Origin of the sequence: Serratia sp. root2, assembly GCF_031931805.1 — a bacterium.
GTDB lineage: Bacteria > Pseudomonadota > Gammaproteobacteria > Enterobacterales > Enterobacteriaceae > Serratia > Serratia inhibens.
Genome location: NZ_JAUJXB010000005.1, coordinates 18,743 through 37,186 on the forward strand (window position 1 = coordinate 18,743; position 18,444 = coordinate 37,186).

Here is an 18,444-nt window from a genome sequence, read left to right on the forward strand (position 1 = left end):
TAAGCGAACGCTTCTGCTTTGCTGCTAATGTTAATTGGCTGTTGTAATATTAGCCCGGAAGCTGTCAATAAAAGGTTTTTCTCGGGTGTATGGATTGTTTTTGAACAGTTAACTTGTAATGTTTTGATTTATAATGTCTTTTGATCACTCAATTAGCTAAAGACAGTTTGCGCTACGATGAGCTATAAATCAGGAAGAGGCATTATTGTGAGCGGCTTCGCGTTTCTTGGTGCAATGCTGGAATAATCAGACAATTAAATTAGCCCTATTATTCCGACCGTTTTCTTGTGAAAATGGCCCCAAATAGGGGAATTTAAATAATTGTTCACCTTTTCGCTACTTATCGATTGAATTCGTTGGTATGCCCCGTATAATTTGCTCGTTTTTTGCTGCTTGACTCAGGACAGCAAAGACAGTTTTATACGTCACTCAGCATACCCCCTCTGGGGTACGGAGAGAACAAACGTCATGTCTGTGTCCTTTTACAGCGGAAAAGTAGCACGCAAACTGCTGTTCCTGCAGTTAATGACTTTTGTTCTGATCAGCGCTGTTTTCTTGCTGAAAAGCCTGGAATGGAGCGCTTCGGCATTGGCTGGTGGTCTCGCCGCCTGGTTGCCGAGTGCAATGTTTATGCTGTTTGCCTTGCGCCATCAGGCGCAGACGCCGGCGCCCGGTCGGGTTGCCTGGTCGTTCGCCATAGGCGAGGGGCTAAAGGTCGTGATCACCATCGTTTTGCTGATCGTGGCGCTTGGGGTGTTCAAGGCGGAATTTATACCGCTTGGCCTGACCTATTTAGCGGTGTTAGTGGTGCAAATTTTGGCACCCGCCGTGATTAACAGTTACCGAAATTAACTAAATAAGGGTAGAGGCATCATGTCTGCAGAGGGATACAACAGTCCACAGGAGTATATCGGTCACCACCTGACGCAGCTTCAGGTCGGGACTGGTTTTTGGTCGATTAACCTCGACTCGATGTTTTTCTCCGTTGTCCTCGGGGTTCTGTTCCTGGTGGTTTTCCGCAGGGTTGCCAAAAACGCCACCAGCGGCGTGCCGGGCAAACTGCAAACCGCAGTGGAACTGGTCGTCGGGTTTGTCGACAGCAGCGTGCGCGATATGTACCACGGCAAGAGCAAGGTAATTGCTCCACTGGCGTTGACCGTATTCGTCTGGGTATTCCTGATGAACATGATGGACCTGATTCCGGTAGACTTCCTGCCGTTCATCGGGGCTCATCTTGGTCTGCCTGCGCTGCGCGTAGTACCGACTGCGGACGTGAACGTGACCTTGTCGATGGCGTTGGGCGTATTTATCCTGATTCTGTTCTACAGCATCAAAATGAAAGGCGTTGGTGGGTTCGTTAAAGAGTTAACCATGCAGCCGTTCAACCACCCTGTATTCATTCCTATCAACCTGATTCTTGAAGGTGTCAGCCTGCTGTCCAAGCCTGTTTCACTGGGCCTGCGACTGTTCGGCAACATGTATGCGGGTGAGTTGATCTTCATCCTGATTGCCGGCCTGTTGCCGTGGTGGTCACAGTGGGTCCTGAGCTTGCCTTGGGCTATTTTCCACATCCTGATCATTACGCTTCAAGCCTTTATTTTCATGGTTCTGACGATTGTCTATCTGTCGATGGCATCTGAAGAGCACTGATTTTCTTAAAACACTTGCACTTTTAAACTGAAACAAACTGGAGACTGTCATGGAAAACCTGAGTATGGATCTGCTGTACATGGCTGCCGCTGTGATGATGGGTTTAGCGGCAATCGGTGCTGCGATCGGTATCGGCATCCTGGGTGGTAAATTCTTGGAAGGCGCTGCACGTCAGCCTGACCTGATTCCTCTGCTGCGTACACAGTTCTTTATCGTTATGGGTCTGGTTGACGCCATCCCGATGATCGCTGTTGGTCTGGGTCTGTACGTGATGTTTGCTGTCGCGTAAGTAGAGAATTTCTCTACACTGAAACCACTATTAACTTTTAAAGAGGCATTGTGCTGTGAATCTTAACGCAACAATCCTCGGCCAGGCCATCGCGTTCGTTCTGTTTGTCTGGTTCTGCATGAAGTATGTATGGCCGCCGATTATGGCTGCCATCGAGAAGCGTCAGGGAGAAATTGCTGACGGTCTCGCTTCTGCAGAGCGTGCCAAAAAAGATTTGGACTTAGCGCAAGCCAATGCGACCGACCAGCTGAAAACTGCTAAAGCAGAAGCTCAGGTGATCATCGAGCAAGCAAACAAACGCAAAGCTCAGATCATGGATGAAGCGAAAGCCGAAGCCGAGCAGGAACGTAACAAAATCGTGGCGCAGGCTCAGGCTGAGATCGAAGCCGAACGTAAGCGCGCTCGTGAAGAGTTGCGTAAGCAAGTCGCGATGCTGGCAATTGCCGGCGCCGAGAAGATCATCGAACGTTCCGTGGATGAAGCTGCTAACAGCGACATCGTTGATAAACTGGTCGCTGAACTGTAAGGAGGGAGGGGCTGATGTCTGAATTTGTAACTGTAGCTCGCCCCTACGCCAAAGCAGCTTTTGACTTTGCCGTTGAGCACCAAAGCGTAGAGCGCTGGCAGGATATGCTGGCGTTTGCGGCTGTTGCCACTCGCAATGAACAAATTTCTGAACTGCTGTCTGGTGCTGTCGCGCCGGAGACGCTGTCCAAAACGTTCATCGCTGTTTGTGGCGAGCAGCTCGACGAACATGGCCAGAACTTTATCCGTGTAATGGCCGAAAATGGACGTTTACTGGTTCTTCCTGCGGTGCTGCAGCAGTTCATCGAACTGCGCGCTTTGCTGGAATCCACCGTCGAAGTCGAAGTGCTCTCTGCGAGCGTACTTAACGACGAACAGCAGGCTAAAATTGCCGCTGCGATGGAAAAACGTCTGTCACGCAAAGTTAAGCTGAATTGCAAAATTGACAAGTCTGTTCTGGCTGGCGTGATTATCCGCGCTGGCGATATGGTGATTGATGGCAGCGTTCGCGGTCGTCTTGAACGCCTGACAGACGTCTTGCAGTCTTAAGGGGACTGGAGCATGCAACTGAATTCCACCGAAATCAGCGAACTGATCAAGCAGCGCATTGCTCAGTTCAATGTGGTGAGCGAAGCTCACAATGAAGGTACTATTGTTTCCGTCAGTGACGGGATCATCCGCGTACACGGTCTGGCCGAAGTTATGCAGGGCGAAATGATCGCGCTGCCAGGCAACCGTTACGCAATCGCATTGAACCTGGAGCGCGACTCCGTAGGTGCCGTGGTTATGGGTCCGTACGCGGATCTGGCCGAAGGCATGAAGGTAAAATGTACCGGCCGTATTCTGGAAGTTCCGGTTGGCCGTGGCCTGCTGGGCCGTGTAGTTAACACCCTGGGCGCACCTATCGACGGTAAAGGCCCGGTTGATAACGACGGTTTCTCCCCGGTTGAAGCTATCGCCCCTGGTGTTATCGAGCGTCAATCCGTTGATCAGCCGGTTCAGACTGGCTACAAATCTGTTGATGCGATGATTCCAATCGGCCGTGGCCAGCGTGAGCTGGTGATCGGTGACCGTCAGACCGGTAAAACCGCGCTGGCCATCGATGCGATCATCAACCAACGCGACTCCGGTATCAAATGTGTTTACGTGGCTATCGGCCAGAAAGCGTCCACCATCGCTAACGTGGTTCGCAAACTGGAAGAGCACGGCGCATTGGCAAACACCATCGTTGTGGTTGCTACCGCGTCTGAGTCCGCTGCACTGCAATATCTGGCGCCATATGCCGGTTGCGCAATGGGTGAATACTTCCGTGACCGCGGCGAAGATGCACTGATTGTTTACGATGACCTGTCCAAACAGGCCGTTGCTTATCGTCAGATTTCCCTGCTGCTTCGTCGTCCACCAGGTCGTGAAGCTTACCCAGGCGACGTATTCTACCTCCACTCCCGTTTGCTGGAGCGTGCTGCGCGTGTAAACGCCGACTACGTTGAAGCCTTCACCAAAGGTGAAGTCAAAGGTCAAACCGGTTCACTGACCGCTCTGCCGATCATTGAAACCCAGGCGGGTGACGTTTCCGCGTTCGTTCCGACCAACGTAATCTCGATTACCGACGGTCAGATCTTCCTGGAATCCAACCTGTTTAACTCCGGTATTCGTCCGGCAGTTAACCCGGGTATCTCTGTATCCCGTGTGGGCGGTGCAGCGCAAACCAAGATCATGAAAAAACTGTCCGGTGGTATTCGTACCGCGCTGGCACAGTACCGTGAACTGGCTGCGTTCTCTCAGTTCGCTTCCGATCTGGATGATGCGACCCGTAAACAGCTGAGCCACGGTCAGAAAGTGACCGAGCTGCTGAAACAGAAACAGTATGCGCCGATGTCCGTCGCACAACAGTCTCTGGTGCTGTTTGCCGCTGAACGTGGCTACCTGAACGACGTTGAAGTCGCGAAAGTCGTGAGCTTCGAAGCCGCGCTGGTTGCTTACGCAGACCGCGAGCATGCCGAGTTGCTGAACCACATCAACCAAACTGGCAATTTCAATGACGAGATCGAGGGCAAGCTGAAAGCTATCCTCGAGACCTTCAAGAAAACCCAGTCCTGGTAACGCCTAACGGTCCTGCTGTTGAAAGACAGCAGGCCGTCTGGTAATGAGGAGAAGCAGAGATGGCCGGCGCAAAAGAGATACGTAGTAAGATCGCGAGCGTGCAAAACACGCAAAAGATCACTAAAGCGATGGAAATGGTCGCCGCCTCCAAAATGCGTAAATCGCAGGAACGCATGGCGGCCAGCCGTCCTTATGCAGAGACCATGCGCAAAGTGATTGGTCACCTTGCGTTGGGTAATCTGGAATATAAGCACCCGTACCTGGATGAGCGTGACGTTAAGCGCGTCGGGTATCTGGTGGTGTCTACTGACCGTGGTCTCTGTGGCGGTTTGAACATCAACCTGTTCAAGCGGCTGTTGTCAGAGATGAAAGGCTGGTCCGAAAAAGGCGTCGAAGTTGATTTGGCGCTGATTGGCTCTAAAGCGGCTTCTTTCTTTGGTTCCGTGGGCGGCAACGTGGTTGCCCAGGTGACCGGCATGGGGGATAAACCTTCCCTGTCGGATCTGATCGGGCCGGTGAAAGTGATGCTGCAAGCCTACGACGAAGGTCGTTTGGACAAGCTGTACATTGTCAGCAACAAATTTGTCAATACGATGTCCCAGGAACCACAGATCGTTCAACTGCTGCCGTTACCGCCTTCCGATGACGGTGAGCTGAAGAAAACATCCTGGGATTACCTGTATGAACCCGATCCAAAAGTGCTGCTTGATACCTTGCTGCGCCGCTATGTGGAATCGCAAGTTTATCAGGGCGTCGTGGAAAACCTGGCCAGCGAGCAGGCCGCACGAATGGTAGCGATGAAAGCCGCAACCGATAACGGCGGTAGCCTGATCAAAGAGCTGCAGTTGGTATACAACAAGGCTCGTCAGGCCAGCATCACTCAGGAACTCACCGAGATCGTTTCGGGAGCCTCCGCGGTTTAAGCTAGGTTTACGAATTACGTAGAGGATTCAAGATGGCTACTGGAAAGATTATCCAGGTAATCGGCGCCGTAGTGGACGTCGAGTTCCCTCAGGATGCCGTACCGAAAGTGTACAACGCTCTTGAGGTAGAAAACGGTACCGATAAGTTGGTGCTGGAAGTTCAGCAACAGCTGGGCGGTGGCGTGGTTCGCTGTATCGCGATGGGGACCTCTGATGGTCTGCGTCGTGGCTTGAAAGTGATCGACCTGGATCACCCGATTGAAGTACCGGTAGGTAAAGCTACTCTGGGCCGTATCATGAACGTATTGGGTGAACCAATCGACATGAAAGGCGAGATCGGCGAAGAAGAACGTTGGGCAATTCACCGTCCGGCGCCAAGCTACGAAGATTTGGCCAATTCCCAGGATCTGCTGGAAACCGGTATCAAGGTTATGGACCTGATCTGTCCGTTCGCTAAGGGCGGTAAAGTCGGTCTGTTCGGCGGTGCGGGCGTGGGTAAAACTGTAAACATGATGGAGCTGATCCGTAACATCGCGATCGAACACTCCGGTTATTCCGTGTTTGCAGGCGTGGGTGAGCGTACTCGTGAGGGTAACGACTTCTACCACGAAATGAACGACTCCAACGTACTGGACAAAGTATCCCTGGTTTACGGCCAGATGAACGAGCCGCCGGGTAACCGTCTGCGCGTTGCTCTGACCGGTCTGACCATGGCAGAGAAATTCCGTGACGAAGGCCGTGACGTTCTGCTGTTCGTTGATAACATCTACCGTTATACCCTGGCCGGTACCGAAGTGTCCGCACTTCTGGGCCGTATGCCATCTGCGGTAGGTTATCAGCCAACGCTGGCGGAAGAGATGGGCGTTCTGCAAGAACGTATCACCTCTACCAAGACCGGTTCTATCACTTCCGTACAGGCCGTTTACGTTCCTGCGGATGACTTGACTGACCCGTCACCAGCCACCACCTTTGCCCACTTGGACGCAACCGTGGTACTGAGCCGTAATATCGCTTCTCTGGGTATCTACCCGGCCGTTGATCCGCTGGATTCCACCAGCCGTCAGTTGGATCCGCTGGTAGTTGGCCAGGAGCACTACGATGTAGCGCGTGGCGTGCAGTCCATTCTGCAACGTTACCAGGAACTGAAAGATATCATCGCAATTCTGGGTATGGACGAGTTGTCAGAAGAGGACAAACTGGTCGTATCCCGTGCGCGTAAAATCCAACGCTTCCTGTCTCAGCCGTTCTTCGTGGCAGAAGTCTTTACCGGTTCTCCGGGCAAGTTCGTATCGCTGAAAGACACCATTCGTGGTTTCAAAGGCATTATGGACGGCGACTATGACCACCTGCCTGAACAAGCGTTCTACATGGTTGGCACCATTGAAGAAGCAGTGGAAAAAGCCAAGAAACTGTAACGTCTTGAGAGGAGGGTGATATGGCTATGACTTACCATCTGGATGTAGTCAGCGCGGAAAAACATATGTTTTCCGGCCTGGTGCAAAAGATCCAGGTGACAGGTAGCGAAGGCGAACTGGGGATTTTCCCTGGCCATGCGCCGCTGCTGACTGCCATCAAGCCTGGCATGGTGCGTATTGTTAAACAGCACGGTGAAGAAGAATTCATCTACCTGTCCGGTGGTATCCTCGAGGTACAACCGAGCGTGGTAACCGTACTGGCTGACACTGCTATCCGTGGAACGGACCTCGACGAAGCGAGAGCGCTGGAAGCTAAGCGTAAAGCTGAAGAGCATATCAGCAGCTCTCATGGCGATGTCGACTATGCTCAGGCATCTGCAGAACTGGCGAAAGCGATCGCGAAACTGCGCGTTATCGAGCTTACCAGAAGATCGATGTAATATTTTGGCGCGTGCATAACGCAGCTAAAATTAAGAAAGCGGCCTATAGGGTCGCTTTTTTTTTGCTTTAAAATAAGCGTTTCAGCCAGGTGAGCATTGTGATGTATAACTCTTGGCACAGGCTAAAAATGTCTCCGATTGCCGACAGTTATACCCAGGATTGCAGGGTGTCAGTCTGAACTGCGGCACGCCTAGTGCCACATGGCTTGCGCCGGGTTCGTGCAGAGAAATATGTAGTAATATCGTCACTAAAGGGTTTTACTTTCGTCTATCAAAATGGAGTTATCAGGTTGCTTATGTCGAACAGCGCAATGAGTGTGGTGATCCTCGCCGCGGGCAAGGGAACACGCATGTATTCCGATCTTCCCAAAGTGTTACATCCGTTGGCCGGTAAACCGATGGTGCAGCACGTCATTGATGCCGCGATGAAACTGGGCGCGAAAAACGTCCATCTGGTGTACGGCCACGGCGGTGACCTGCTGAAAAGCACCCTGACCGACGATGCCTTGAACTGGGTGTTGCAGGCCGAGCAACTGGGTACCGGCCATGCCATGCAGCAGGCCGCGCCGCACTTTTCCGATGATGAAGATGTCCTGATGCTATACGGCGACGTGCCGTTGATCTCCGTCGATACGCTCACGCGCTTGCTGGCGGCGAAGCCGCAGGGTGGCATTGGCCTGCTGACGGTGAAGCTGGCTGACCCAAGCGGTTATGGCCGCATCGTACGTGAGAACGACGATGTGGTGGGTATCGTTGAGCACAAGGATGCCAGCGAAACCCAGCGCCAGATTACTGAAATCAATACCGGCATTTTGGTCGCTAATGGTCGCGATCTGAAGCGCTGGCTGGGGATGCTGAACAACGACAATGCGCAGGGTGAATTCTACATCACAGATATCATTGCGCTGGCCCATGCCGACGGTAAGAAAATTGAAGCGGTGCATCCGTCACGCCTGAGCGAAGTGGAAGGCGTGAATAACCGCCTGCAGTTGTCACGGCTTGAGCGTATCTATCAGGCAGAACAATCTGAAAAATTACTGCTGGCCGGCGTAATGCTGCTGGATCCGGCGCGTTTTGACCTGCGTGGGGAACTTGTGCACGGCCGCGATATCTCTATTGATGCTAATGTCATTATCGAAGGGTCGGTAAAACTGGGAGACCGGGTGAAGATCGGTGCCGGCTGCGTGCTGAAAAACTGCGTAATTGGCGATGACTGCGAAATTAGCCCGTACAGCGTGCTGGAAGACGCGGTACTGGAAGCGGCCTGTACGGTGGGGCCTTTTGCCCGTTTACGCCCGGGCGCTGAGTTGGCGGAAGGCGCTCACGTCGGCAATTTCGTCGAGATAAAAAAAGCGCGTCTGGGCAAAGGTTCCAAAGCGGGCCATTTGAGCTACCTGGGCGATGCCGAAATTGGCGATGATGTGAATATCGGCGCCGGTACCATTACCTGTAACTATGATGGTGCCAATAAGCATAAAACCATTATTGGCGACGGCGTGTTTGTCGGTTCCGATACCCAGTTGGTGGCACCGGTTTCCGTTGGCAAAGGCTCCACCATTGCTGCGGGCACCACGGTCACCCGTGATATCGCTGAAAATGAACTGGTGCTGAGCCGGGTGAAGCAGGTGCATATCCAGGGTTGGCAGCGTCCGGTTAAAAAGAAATAAGTGTAAGTAAATAGTGTGTTTTGCGTTGGGCTCGGACAATGAGCCCAATACAAAACATAATAATCCCCATTCTCTACAGGCTCGGGGGCGCACGGTAAAAACCGGCAAAATCAGGTCAAGACATCGAAAGCGCCCCGAAAGGCGTTTAATTAGGAATACAACTGATGTGTGGAATTGTAGGCGCAGTAGCGCAACGTGATATTGCAGAAATTCTGTTGGAAGGGTTACGCCGTCTTGAGTACCGCGGTTACGACTCGGCCGGTCTGGCGGTGGTTGATGCCGAAGGCAACGTAAGCCGTTTACGCCGCGTAGGCAAAGTCCATAAACTGACCGAAGCCGCAGAACAACACGAACTGCACGGTGGCACCGGTATTGCTCACACTCGCTGGGCAACGCACGGTGAACCTACCGAAGCGAATGCGCACCCGCATGTTTCTGATTACATCACCGTGGTGCATAACGGCATCATCGAAAACCACGAACCGCTGCGTGAATTGCTGATCGAGCGCGGTTATCACTTCAGCTCTGAAACCGACACCGAGGTGATTGCACACCTGGTGCATTGGGAACAGCGCCAGGGCGGAACGCTGCTGGAAGTGGTTCAGCGCGTGATCCCACAGCTGCGCGGCGCCTACGGCACCGTGGTCATGGACAGCCGCGATCCTAGCGTGCTGGTGGCTGCGCGCTCCGGCAGCCCGTTGGTTATCGGCCGTGGCGTGGGTGAAAACTTTATCGCTTCCGATCAGCTGGCTCTGCTGCCGGTAACTCGTCGCTTTATCTTCCTGGAAGAAGGCGACGTGGTGGAAGTGACCCGCCGCACCGTCAGCATTTTCGACAAGCAGGGGAACGCCATCGAGCGTCCTGAGATCGAATCCAAGGTGCAGTACGACGCCGGTGATAAAGGCGCTTACCGTCACTACATGCAAAAAGAGATCTACGAACAGCCGCTGGCGCTGAAAAACACCCTGGAAGGGCGTTTCAGCCAGGGTAAAATCAACCTGAGCGAACTGGGTCCGCGCGCCGATGAATTGCTGGCGAAAGTGCAGCACGTGCAAATCATCGCCTGCGGCACCTCCTACCACTCCGGTATGGTGGCGCGTTATTGGTTCGAAGCGTTGGCCGGCGTGCCGTGCGACGTCGAAATCGCCTCGGAATTCCGCTACCGCAAATCTGCCGTGCGCCCGGGCAGCCTGATCATCACGCTGTCGCAGTCCGGTGAAACCGCCGATACACTGGCGGCGTTGCGCCTGTCGAAAGAGTTGGGGTACCTCGGTTCCCTGGCGGTGTGTAACGTGGCCGGTTCTTCGCTGGTGCGTGAGTCCGATTTGGCGCTGATGACCAAAGCCGGCACTGAAATCGGCGTAGCTTCTACCAAAGCCTTCACCACCCAGCTTGCGGTATTGCTGATGCTGGTGGCGCGTTTGGGGCGTCTGAAAGGCATGGCGGAAAGCGTTGAGCATGAAATCGTGCATGCTCTGCAGGCGTTGCCGGCGCGTATCGAACAGATGCTGTCGCTGGACAAAAACATTGAAGCGCTGGCGGAAGGTTTCTCCGACAAGCATCACGCGCTGTTCCTTGGCCGTGGCGATCAGTACCCGATCGCCATGGAAGGCGCACTGAAGCTGAAAGAGATCTCTTACATTCATGCGGAAGCCTATGCGGCGGGTGAGCTGAAACATGGCCCACTGGCGTTGATCGATGCCGATATGCCGGTCATCGTGGTGGCGCCAAACAATGAACTGCTGGAAAAACTGAAGTCCAACATCGAAGAAGTGCGCGCGCGCGGCGGCCAGCTGTACGTGTTCGCCGATCAGGATGCCGGCTTCGTCAGCAGCGAAGGGATGACCATCATTCCATTGCCGCACGTGGAAGAAATCGTGGCGCCAATCTTCTACACCGTACCGTTGCAGCTGCTGTCCTATCATGTAGCGCTGATCAAAGGCACAGACGTTGACCAGCCGCGTAACCTGGCGAAGTCCGTCACAGTAGAGTAATCAACTGCTGTTATGTTTGAAAAGCCGGCCTGAGCGCCGGCTTTTTTCATAACCAAATCTACGATGACAATACTGTGACACAGAGGATAAAAGTTGTCGTTTTCAAGTGGATAGCTGCGTCGACAACGGTTTTTTATTGATTAATTATTGTGTGTTTTCGTATGTAACATTATGATTTTTATACTGTATTAACTGCGTGCTTTGCGCTGTAATATAACTGTCATATTTCGTACATTTTACTGTCACCAAACTGTCCTATTTTCCCTCCTGCAGCAATACTTACTCTGATGAAAACGACTTGAAGTCGATTTTTGAATATCCCATTAGGAGGGATTATGAAACTGATGCGTACCACCGTCGCCAGTATTGTGGCAGCGACTTTCTCCCTGACCGCCGTGTCCGCGTTCGCTGCTGCCAGCCTGACCGGTGCAGGTGCGACATTCCCCGCTCCGGTGTATGCCAAGTGGGCAGATTCTTATCAGAAAGAAACCGGCAACAAAGTTAACTATCAGGGGATCGGTTCCTCTGGCGGCGTGAAGCAAATCATCGCCAACACCGTTGACTTTGGTGCCTCTGATGCCCCGTTGTCTGACGACAAACTGGCGGCTGACGGTCTGTTCCAGTTCCCTACCGTGATCGGTGGCGTAGTGCTGGCCGTTAACATCCCGGGCATCAAATCCGGCGAATTGACCCTGGACGGTAAAACGCTGGGTGATATCTATCTGGGCAACGTGAAGAAATGGAATGACCCGGCAATCACCAAGCTGAACCCGGGCGTCAAGCTGCCGGATCAGAATATCGCCGTGGTACGCCGCGCTGACGGTTCAGGCACCTCTTTCGTGTTCACCAGCTACCTGGCTAAAGCCAACGCGCAGTGGAAAGAGAAAATCGGTGCAGGCTCTACCGTTAACTGGCCAACCGGTCTGGGCGGCAAAGGCAACGACGGCATCGCCGCGTTCGTACAGCGTCTGCCTGGCTCTATCGGCTACGTTGAATACGCTTACGCCAAGCAAAACAACCTGGCTTACACCAAGCTGATTTCTGCCGACGGCAAGCCGGTCAGCCCAACCGAAGAGAGCTTCAGCGCCGCCGCTAAAGGCGTGGACTGGAGCAAAACTTTCGCTCAGGACCTGACTAACCAGAAAGGCGATGATGCGTGGCCAATCACCTCCACCACTTTCATCCTGGTGCACAAAGAGCAGAAAAACCCGGCTCAGGGTGCAGAAGTGCTGAAGTTCTTTGACTGGGCGTACAAAACCGGCGCCAAGCAGGCCAACGATCTGGATTACGCCTCTTTGCCTGACGAAGTGGTTGAGCAGGTGCGTGCAGCATGGAAAACCAACGTAAAAGACAGTTCCGGTAAAGCACTGTACTAAAGAACGCAGGGGCGCGGGTTCACCGCGCTCCAGCCTATTTTGCAGGGCTCACCCATTGAGCTCGCCAGGGTTAAAACAGAGAGTAATCTATGGCTGAGTATAAGCCGACCATTAAAGCACCGAGTAAAAATGGTGATGTCATCTTCAGCGCGCTGGTCAAACTGGCGGCGCTGATTACCCTATTGTTGCTGGGCGGCATTATTGTTTCGCTGATTTTCGCCTCCTGGCCGAGCATGCAGAAATTCGGCTTCGCCTTCTTGTGGACCAAAGAATGGGATGCGCCTGCCGAGCAGTTCGGTGCGCTGGTTCCGATTTACGGTACCGTCGTCACGTCGTTGATTGCCCTGATTATTGCCGTACCCGTAAGTTTCGGTATCGCGCTGTTCCTGACCGAGTTGGCGCCAAACTGGCTGAGACGCCCACTGGGCATCGCTATTGAGCTGCTGGCGGCAATCCCGAGTATCGTTTACGGCATGTGGGGCCTGTTCGTGTTTGCCCCGCTGTTTGCCGAATATTTCCAGACCCCGGTCGGTGACGTGCTGTCCGGTATTCCGATTGTCGGTGAGCTGTTCTCTGGCCCGGCGTTCGGTATCGGTATTCTGGCTGCCGGGGTGATCCTGGCGATTATGATTATTCCTTACATCGCTGCGGTAATGCGCGACGTGTTCGAACAAACCCCGGTGATGATGAAAGAGTCGGCCTACGGCATCGGTTGCACCACCTGGGAGGTGATGTGGCGTATCGTGCTGCCGTTTACCAAAAATGGTGTGATTGGCGGCGTAATGCTGGGATTGGGCCGCGCGCTGGGGGAAACCATGGCGGTGACCTTCATCATCGGTAACACCTACCAGCTCGACAGTGCTTCACTGTATATGCCGGGTAACAGCATTACCTCCGCGCTGGCCAACGAATTCGCCGAAGCGGAATCGGGCGTGCATACCGCCGCGCTGATGGAGCTGGGCCTGATTCTGTTTGTTATCACCTTTATCGTCCTGGCGCTGTCGAAGTTGATGATCATGCGTCTGGCCAAGAAAGAGGGGCGCTAACGTGGCGACTATGGAAATGCAAAACGACCTGGCGCTGTTGGAAAGCCGCCGCAAAATGCAGGCCTGGCGCCGCCAGAAAAACCGACTGGCGCTGTTCCTGTCGATGGCGACCATGGTATTCGGCCTGTTCTGGCTGGTGTGGATCCTGTTCTCAACCGTGACCAAAGGCATCGATGGCATGTCGTTGGCGCTGTTCACCGAAATGACGCCACCGCCGAATACCGCAGGCGGCGGTTTGGCCAACGCCATCGCCGGTAGCGGCTTGTTGATCCTGTGGGCCACGGTATTCGGTACGCCGCTGGGCATCATGGCCGGCATTTACCTGGCGGAATACGGCCGTAAATCCTGGTTGGCGGAAGTCATCCGCTTTATTAACGATATTCTGCTGTCGGCCCCATCGATAGTCGTGGGCCTGTTCGTCTACACCATTGTGGTGGCGAAAATGGAGCACTTCTCCGGCTGGGCCGGGATCATCGCGCTGGCGCTGCTGCAGGTGCCGATCGTAATCCGTACCACCGAGAACATGTTGAAGCTGGTGCCGGATACGCTGCGTGAGGCGGCTTACGCGCTGGGTACGCCGAAATGGCGCATGATTTCTGCCATTACGCTGAAAGCCTCGGTCTCCGGCATTATCACCGGCGTGTTGCTGGCCATTGCACGTATCGCCGGGGAAACCGCACCACTGCTGTTTACGTCGTTGTCGAATCAGTTCTGGAGCACCGACCTGATGCAGCCGATCGCCAACCTGCCGGTCACCATTTTCAAATTCGCCATGAGCCCGTTCGCCGAATGGCAACAGTTGGCCTGGGCCGGGGTGCTGTTGATTACCCTGTGTGTACTGTTACTGAATATCCTGGCGCGTGTGGTTTTCGCCAAGCAGAAGCATTCATAAAATTTTGAGCGCTGCCGTGGCGGCGCTGATGAAAAGAGAGAAGTCTTGATGAGTATGGTTACTGACGCTTCCAGCAGCAAAATTCAGGTACGCGATCTGAACTTCTACTATGGCAAATTCCATGCGCTGAAAAACATCACGCTGGACATTGCCAAGAACAAGGTCACCGCGTTTATCGGCCCGTCCGGCTGCGGCAAATCCACTCTGCTGCGTACTTTCAACAAGATGTACCAGCTGTACCCCGAGCAGCGTGCTGAAGGCGGCATCCTGCTGGATGGGCAGAACATTCTGACCGACAACTCGGATATCGCCCTGCTGCGCGCCAAAGTCGGCATGGTGTTCCAGAAACCGACGCCGTTCCCGATGTCGATTTACGACAATATCGCCTTCGGCGTGCGCCTGTTCGAAAAGCTGTCGCGTGCGGACATGGATGAGCGCGTACAGTGGGCGTTGACCAAAGCGGCGTTGTGGAACGAGACCAAGGACAAGCTGCACCAGAGCGGTTACAGCCTGTCCGGCGGCCAGCAACAGCGCCTGTGCATCGCTCGCGGCATTGCCATCCGCCCGGACGTCTTATTGCTGGATGAACCTTGCTCGGCGCTGGATCCCATCTCCACCGGCAAAATAGAAGAGCTGATCAGCGAACTGAAGTCTGACTACACCGTGGTGATTGTGACCCACAACATGCAGCAGGCCGCGCGTTGCTCTGACTCCACGGCATTTATGTATCTGGGCGAACTGATCGAGTTCAGTGATACTGATAACCTGTTCACTGCGCCACAGAAAAAACAGACCGAAGACTACATCACCGGCCGCTACGGTTGATTACGGGAACCCAAATGGACAACCTGAATTTAAATAAACACATTTCCGGCCAGTTCAACGCAGAACTTGAGCACATCCGTACCCAGGTGTTGACCATGGGCGGGCTGGTGGAACAGCAACTGACCGACGCCATAACCGCGATGCATAATCAGGACGGCGAATTGGCCAAACGCGTTATTGAAGGTGACGCCAAGGTCAATATGATGGAAGTGGCGATCGACGAAGCCTGCGTGCGCATCATCGCCAAGCGTCAGCCGACCGCCAGCGACCTGCGCCTGGTGATGGCGATCATCAAGACCATCTCCGAGCTGGAGCGTATCGGCGACGTGGCGGATAAAATTTGTCGTACCGCGCTCGAGAAATTTTCGCACCAGCATCAGCCGTTGCTGGTCAGCCTGGAGTCGCTTGGCCGCCATACCGTGCAGATGCTGCATGACGTGCTGGACGCTTTTGCGCGCATGGATCTGGATGAAGCTATCCGGATATACCGCGAAGACAAGAAGGTCGATCAGGAGTATGAGGGCATTGTCCGTCAGTTGATGACGTACATGATGGAAGATACCCGTACGATTCCAAGCGTGCTGACGGCGCTGTTCTGCGCCCGTTCGATCGAGCGTATCGGTGACCGATGCCAGAACATCTGCGAATTTATTTTCTACTTCGTGAAAGGTCAGGATTTCCGCCACATTGGCGGCGATGCGCTGGAAAAACTGCTGTCTTCCGACGGCAAAGAAGAGAAAAAAGAGTAATTTTCCCCGCAAGTTACTCCCCGGAAGGCGCAGAAAACTGCGCCTTTATGCCATTTAAAACCCTTAAAGATAAAAAGGTTATAAATATAGCTTTTTATATTATTTCCTGACCTAAGCGGCTCTTGCTAGCTTATCAGCCAGCAGGACATCACCCACTTAGGAGCTTTTCATGAAACATCGCGCTTTGGCCTTAACTTTGTTAGCCAGCCTGACCAGCCTCGCCACCGGCGCCGCACATGCGGACAAACTCGACGACATCAAAAAAGCCGGCGTAGTGCGTATCGCGGTGTTCGACAGTAACCCGCCGTTCGGCTATATCGATCCGCAAAGCAAAAAGTTGGTCGGCTATGACGTTGATGTCGCAGACGCGATCGGCAAGGCGTTGGGGGTGAAGGTTGAGCTGCGTGCCACCAATCCGGCTAACCGCATTCCTTTGCTGGTATCCAAGAAGGTCGATTTGATCGCCGCCAACTTTACCATTACTGATGAGCGCGCCAAGGAAGTGAACTTCAGCGTGCCTTATTTCGCCACCGGCCAGAAATTTATCGCCCGTAAAGGCGTACTGAAAACGCCGGAAGACATTAAAAAGTTGCGCATCGGTGCGGATAAAGGCACGGTGCAGGAAATCACCCTGCGTGAACATTACCCAACCGCAAAAGTGATCTCTTACGACGATACTCCGCTGGCCTTTGTGGCGTTGCGTAACGGTAACGTACAGGCGATCACTCAGGATGACGCCAAGCTGGTTGGTCTGCTCGGCAACCTGCCGGCGGCGCAGAAAGCCGATTTTGAGATCTCACCGTTCAGCATCACCAAAGAGTACCAGGGCGTCGGTATTCCAAAAGGGGAAGATCGCCTGACGGCCAGCATTAACGACACGCTGATCAAGCTGGAAAAAGACGGCGAAGCGGTTAAGATCTACGATCGCTGGTTCGGTCCGGAAACCAAAACCGCCCAGCCGCGCGGCGACTTCAAGATCGCGCCTTTGGATCAACAGCCAAAAGCCTGACGATCTGAAGTGCCGAGATCTGAACGGAGGGGCGCAGCTTGCTGCGCCCCTGATGCATTTGGCAAAACAAGGATTGAACATGAATGTGGACTGGCTGCTGGCGCCTCAGTATCTGGGCTGGTTATGGGATGGCTTCCTGCTGACGCTGTGGCTTTCCGCTTGCGCGAGCCTGGCGGCCACGCTGTTGGGCTTGGTATTGACGGCGATGCGCGACAGTAGCCTACGTCCGCTGCGCTGGCTGGCGGTGGGCTACAGTTCGTTGTTTCGCAATACGCCGCTGCTGGTACAGCTGTTCTTCTGGTATTTTGCCGCTGGGCAGATCTTGCCTTCCGCCGCCATGCAATGGCTGAACACTTCGCATCAAATCGGGCCAATCGCCTGGCCGTCGTTCGAATTCCTCGCCGGCTTCTTCGGCCTGACACTGTATTCCACCGCCTTTATCGCCGAAGAGATCCGCTCCGGTATTCGCGGTGTCGCCGGTGGACAAAAATACGCCGCTAATGCGCTGGGGCTGACCGGTTGGCAGGCCATGCGCTACGTGGTGTTGCCGCAGGCGCTGAAAATTGCCTTTCCGCCGCTGCTGGGCCAATACATGAACGTGATAAAAAACTCTTCGCTGACCATGGCGATCGGCGTTGCCGAGCTGTCTTACGCTTCGCGTCAGGTGGAAACCGAAACGCTGCGCACCTTCCAGGCGTTCGGCGTCGCGACGGTGTTGTACATCGCCATCATTGCGTTGTTGGAAGGCTGGGGTATGTGGCGGCAGCAGCGTAAACCCCTGGGAGGGCACTAACATGGATTTCAGCGTTATATACGACAACCTGGGGTATTTGTTGTGGGGCACCTGGCCGGATGGGCCGTTGGGCGGCGCGGCGTTGACGCTGGCGATCAGCCTGATGGCCGGCGTAGCTTCGGCTGTCCTCGGTACGCTGCTGGGCGTGGCGTTGGCGATGTCGCGCGGTGTAGCCGCCGGGTTATTGGCTGCAGTGCTGGGTTTTTTCCGCGCCATTCCGGTGATCATGCTGATTTTTTGGACTTATTTCTTGCTGCCGATCTTGTTTGGCGTGGATATTCCGGAGATCACCACCGTGGTCTGCGCATTGGCACTGATCGCCTCGGCCTATCTGGCCCATGCGGTGAAGGCAGGCATTGTCGCCATTGGTCCCGGTCAGTGGCAGGCCGGTTTGTCGCTGGGGCTGACCCGCTGGCAAACGCTGCGCATGATCGTGCTGCCGCAGGCGTTACGCATGATGGTGCCGTCATTTATCAACCAGTGGATCTCCCTGATCAAGGACACCTCGCTGGCTTATATCGTCGGCGTCAGCGAACTGACCTTCCTGGCGACCCAGGTCAATAACCGCAGCATGGTGTATCCGATGGAAGTGTTCCTGTTCGTCGCCCTGGTGTACTTCGTGTTCTGCCTGGCACTCGATCTGCTGGCCAATGCGGTCAACCGCCGCCTTAGCCCACAGGCCAGGGCAATGAAAGGCTCCTGGCGCTGGTGGCGCAACAAACCGCCGCTGCCGGCAAGCTGATAGGGG

General features: G+C 54.2%; 19 protein-coding genes. All 19 read left to right on the forward strand.

Annotated features, from left to right (window positions below):
- Positions 1 to 468 precede the first annotated feature (468 nt).
- Complete coding sequence (atpI, locus tag QZQ97_RS19550) at positions 469 to 852, forward strand: F0F1 ATP synthase subunit I (RefSeq protein WP_311994810.1); 384 nt, start codon at positions 469 to 471, stop codon at positions 850 to 852.
- Between the two features lie 21 nt (positions 853 to 873).
- A complete protein-coding gene (gene atpB, locus QZQ97_RS19555; RefSeq protein WP_119804752.1) occupies positions 874 to 1,650 on the forward strand; it encodes a F0F1 ATP synthase subunit A in 777 nt (258 codons plus the stop codon).
- A 49-nt stretch (positions 1,651 to 1,699) separates the two neighbouring features.
- Positions 1,700 to 1,939, forward strand: coding sequence for a F0F1 ATP synthase subunit C (gene atpE / locus QZQ97_RS19560; protein ID WP_004093904.1), 240 nt, complete (start codon positions 1,700 to 1,702; stop codon positions 1,937 to 1,939).
- A 55-nt stretch (positions 1,940 to 1,994) separates the two neighbouring features.
- Positions 1,995 to 2,465, forward strand: coding sequence for a F0F1 ATP synthase subunit B (gene atpF, locus QZQ97_RS19565; RefSeq protein ID WP_004950476.1), 471 nt, complete (start codon positions 1,995 to 1,997; stop codon positions 2,463 to 2,465).
- A 14-nt stretch (positions 2,466 to 2,479) separates the two neighbouring features.
- On the forward strand, positions 2,480 to 3,013 hold the full coding sequence (gene atpH / locus QZQ97_RS19570) for a F0F1 ATP synthase subunit delta (RefSeq protein WP_004950480.1): 534 nt from the start codon (positions 2,480 to 2,482) through the stop codon (positions 3,011 to 3,013).
- Positions 3,014 to 3,025: 12 nt separating this feature from the next.
- The gene (atpA, locus tag QZQ97_RS19575) at positions 3,026 to 4,567 is read left to right on the forward strand and encodes a F0F1 ATP synthase subunit alpha (protein WP_006321797.1); all 1,542 of its coding nucleotides are present in this window, start codon (positions 3,026 to 3,028) and stop codon (positions 4,565 to 4,567) included.
- Positions 4,568 to 4,626: 59 nt separating this feature from the next.
- On the forward strand, positions 4,627 to 5,490 hold the full coding sequence (gene atpG, locus QZQ97_RS19580) for a F0F1 ATP synthase subunit gamma (RefSeq protein ID WP_013815069.1): 864 nt from the start codon (positions 4,627 to 4,629) through the stop codon (positions 5,488 to 5,490).
- 32 nt (positions 5,491 to 5,522) lie between these two features.
- Positions 5,523 to 6,905, forward strand: coding sequence for a F0F1 ATP synthase subunit beta (gene atpD / locus QZQ97_RS19585; RefSeq protein ID WP_311994811.1), 1,383 nt, complete (start codon positions 5,523 to 5,525; stop codon positions 6,903 to 6,905).
- 20 nt (positions 6,906 to 6,925) lie between these two features.
- Complete coding sequence (locus tag QZQ97_RS19590) at positions 6,926 to 7,345, forward strand: F0F1 ATP synthase subunit epsilon (RefSeq protein WP_004950490.1); 420 nt, start codon at positions 6,926 to 6,928, stop codon at positions 7,343 to 7,345.
- Positions 7,346 to 7,641: 296 nt separating this feature from the next.
- Complete coding sequence (glmU, locus tag QZQ97_RS19595; protein ID WP_311994812.1) at positions 7,642 to 9,012, forward strand: bifunctional UDP-N-acetylglucosamine diphosphorylase/glucosamine-1-phosphate N-acetyltransferase GlmU; 1,371 nt, start codon at positions 7,642 to 7,644, stop codon at positions 9,010 to 9,012.
- A gap of 164 nt (positions 9,013 to 9,176) precedes the next feature.
- Positions 9,177 to 11,006, forward strand: a complete 1,830-nt coding sequence (glmS, locus tag QZQ97_RS19600) for a glutamine--fructose-6-phosphate transaminase (isomerizing) (protein WP_311994813.1) — start codon at positions 9,177 to 9,179, stop codon at positions 11,004 to 11,006.
- Positions 11,007 to 11,341: 335 nt separating this feature from the next.
- Entirely contained in the window at positions 11,342 to 12,382 is a 1,041-nt protein-coding gene (gene pstS / locus QZQ97_RS19605; RefSeq protein ID WP_311994814.1) for a phosphate ABC transporter substrate-binding protein PstS, read from the forward strand.
- 89 nt (positions 12,383 to 12,471) lie between these two features.
- Complete coding sequence (pstC, locus tag QZQ97_RS19610) at positions 12,472 to 13,428, forward strand: phosphate ABC transporter permease PstC (protein WP_004950505.1); 957 nt, start codon at positions 12,472 to 12,474, stop codon at positions 13,426 to 13,428.
- A gap of 1 nt (position 13,429) precedes the next feature.
- The gene (gene pstA, locus QZQ97_RS19615) at positions 13,430 to 14,320 is read left to right on the forward strand and encodes a phosphate ABC transporter permease PstA (RefSeq protein ID WP_311994815.1); all 891 of its coding nucleotides are present in this window, start codon (positions 13,430 to 13,432) and stop codon (positions 14,318 to 14,320) included.
- 54 nt (positions 14,321 to 14,374) lie between these two features.
- The gene (gene pstB, locus QZQ97_RS19620; protein ID WP_369982368.1) at positions 14,375 to 15,145 is read left to right on the forward strand and encodes a phosphate ABC transporter ATP-binding protein PstB; all 771 of its coding nucleotides are present in this window, start codon (positions 14,375 to 14,377) and stop codon (positions 15,143 to 15,145) included.
- 14 nt (positions 15,146 to 15,159) lie between these two features.
- Positions 15,160 to 15,894 (forward strand): phosphate signaling complex protein PhoU, encoded by a 735-nt coding sequence (gene phoU / locus QZQ97_RS19625; protein ID WP_006321786.1) that lies wholly within the window; start codon positions 15,160 to 15,162, stop codon positions 15,892 to 15,894.
- A gap of 169 nt (positions 15,895 to 16,063) precedes the next feature.
- Entirely contained in the window at positions 16,064 to 16,903 is an 840-nt protein-coding gene (locus QZQ97_RS19630; RefSeq protein ID WP_004950512.1) for an ABC transporter substrate-binding protein, read from the forward strand.
- A gap of 79 nt (positions 16,904 to 16,982) precedes the next feature.
- The gene (locus QZQ97_RS19635; protein ID WP_311994816.1) at positions 16,983 to 17,696 is read left to right on the forward strand and encodes an amino acid ABC transporter permease; all 714 of its coding nucleotides are present in this window, start codon (positions 16,983 to 16,985) and stop codon (positions 17,694 to 17,696) included.
- A gap of 1 nt (position 17,697) precedes the next feature.
- Positions 17,698 to 18,438 (forward strand): amino acid ABC transporter permease, encoded by a 741-nt coding sequence (locus tag QZQ97_RS19640; RefSeq protein ID WP_311994817.1) that lies wholly within the window; start codon positions 17,698 to 17,700, stop codon positions 18,436 to 18,438.
- Positions 18,439 to 18,444 lie beyond the last annotated feature (6 nt).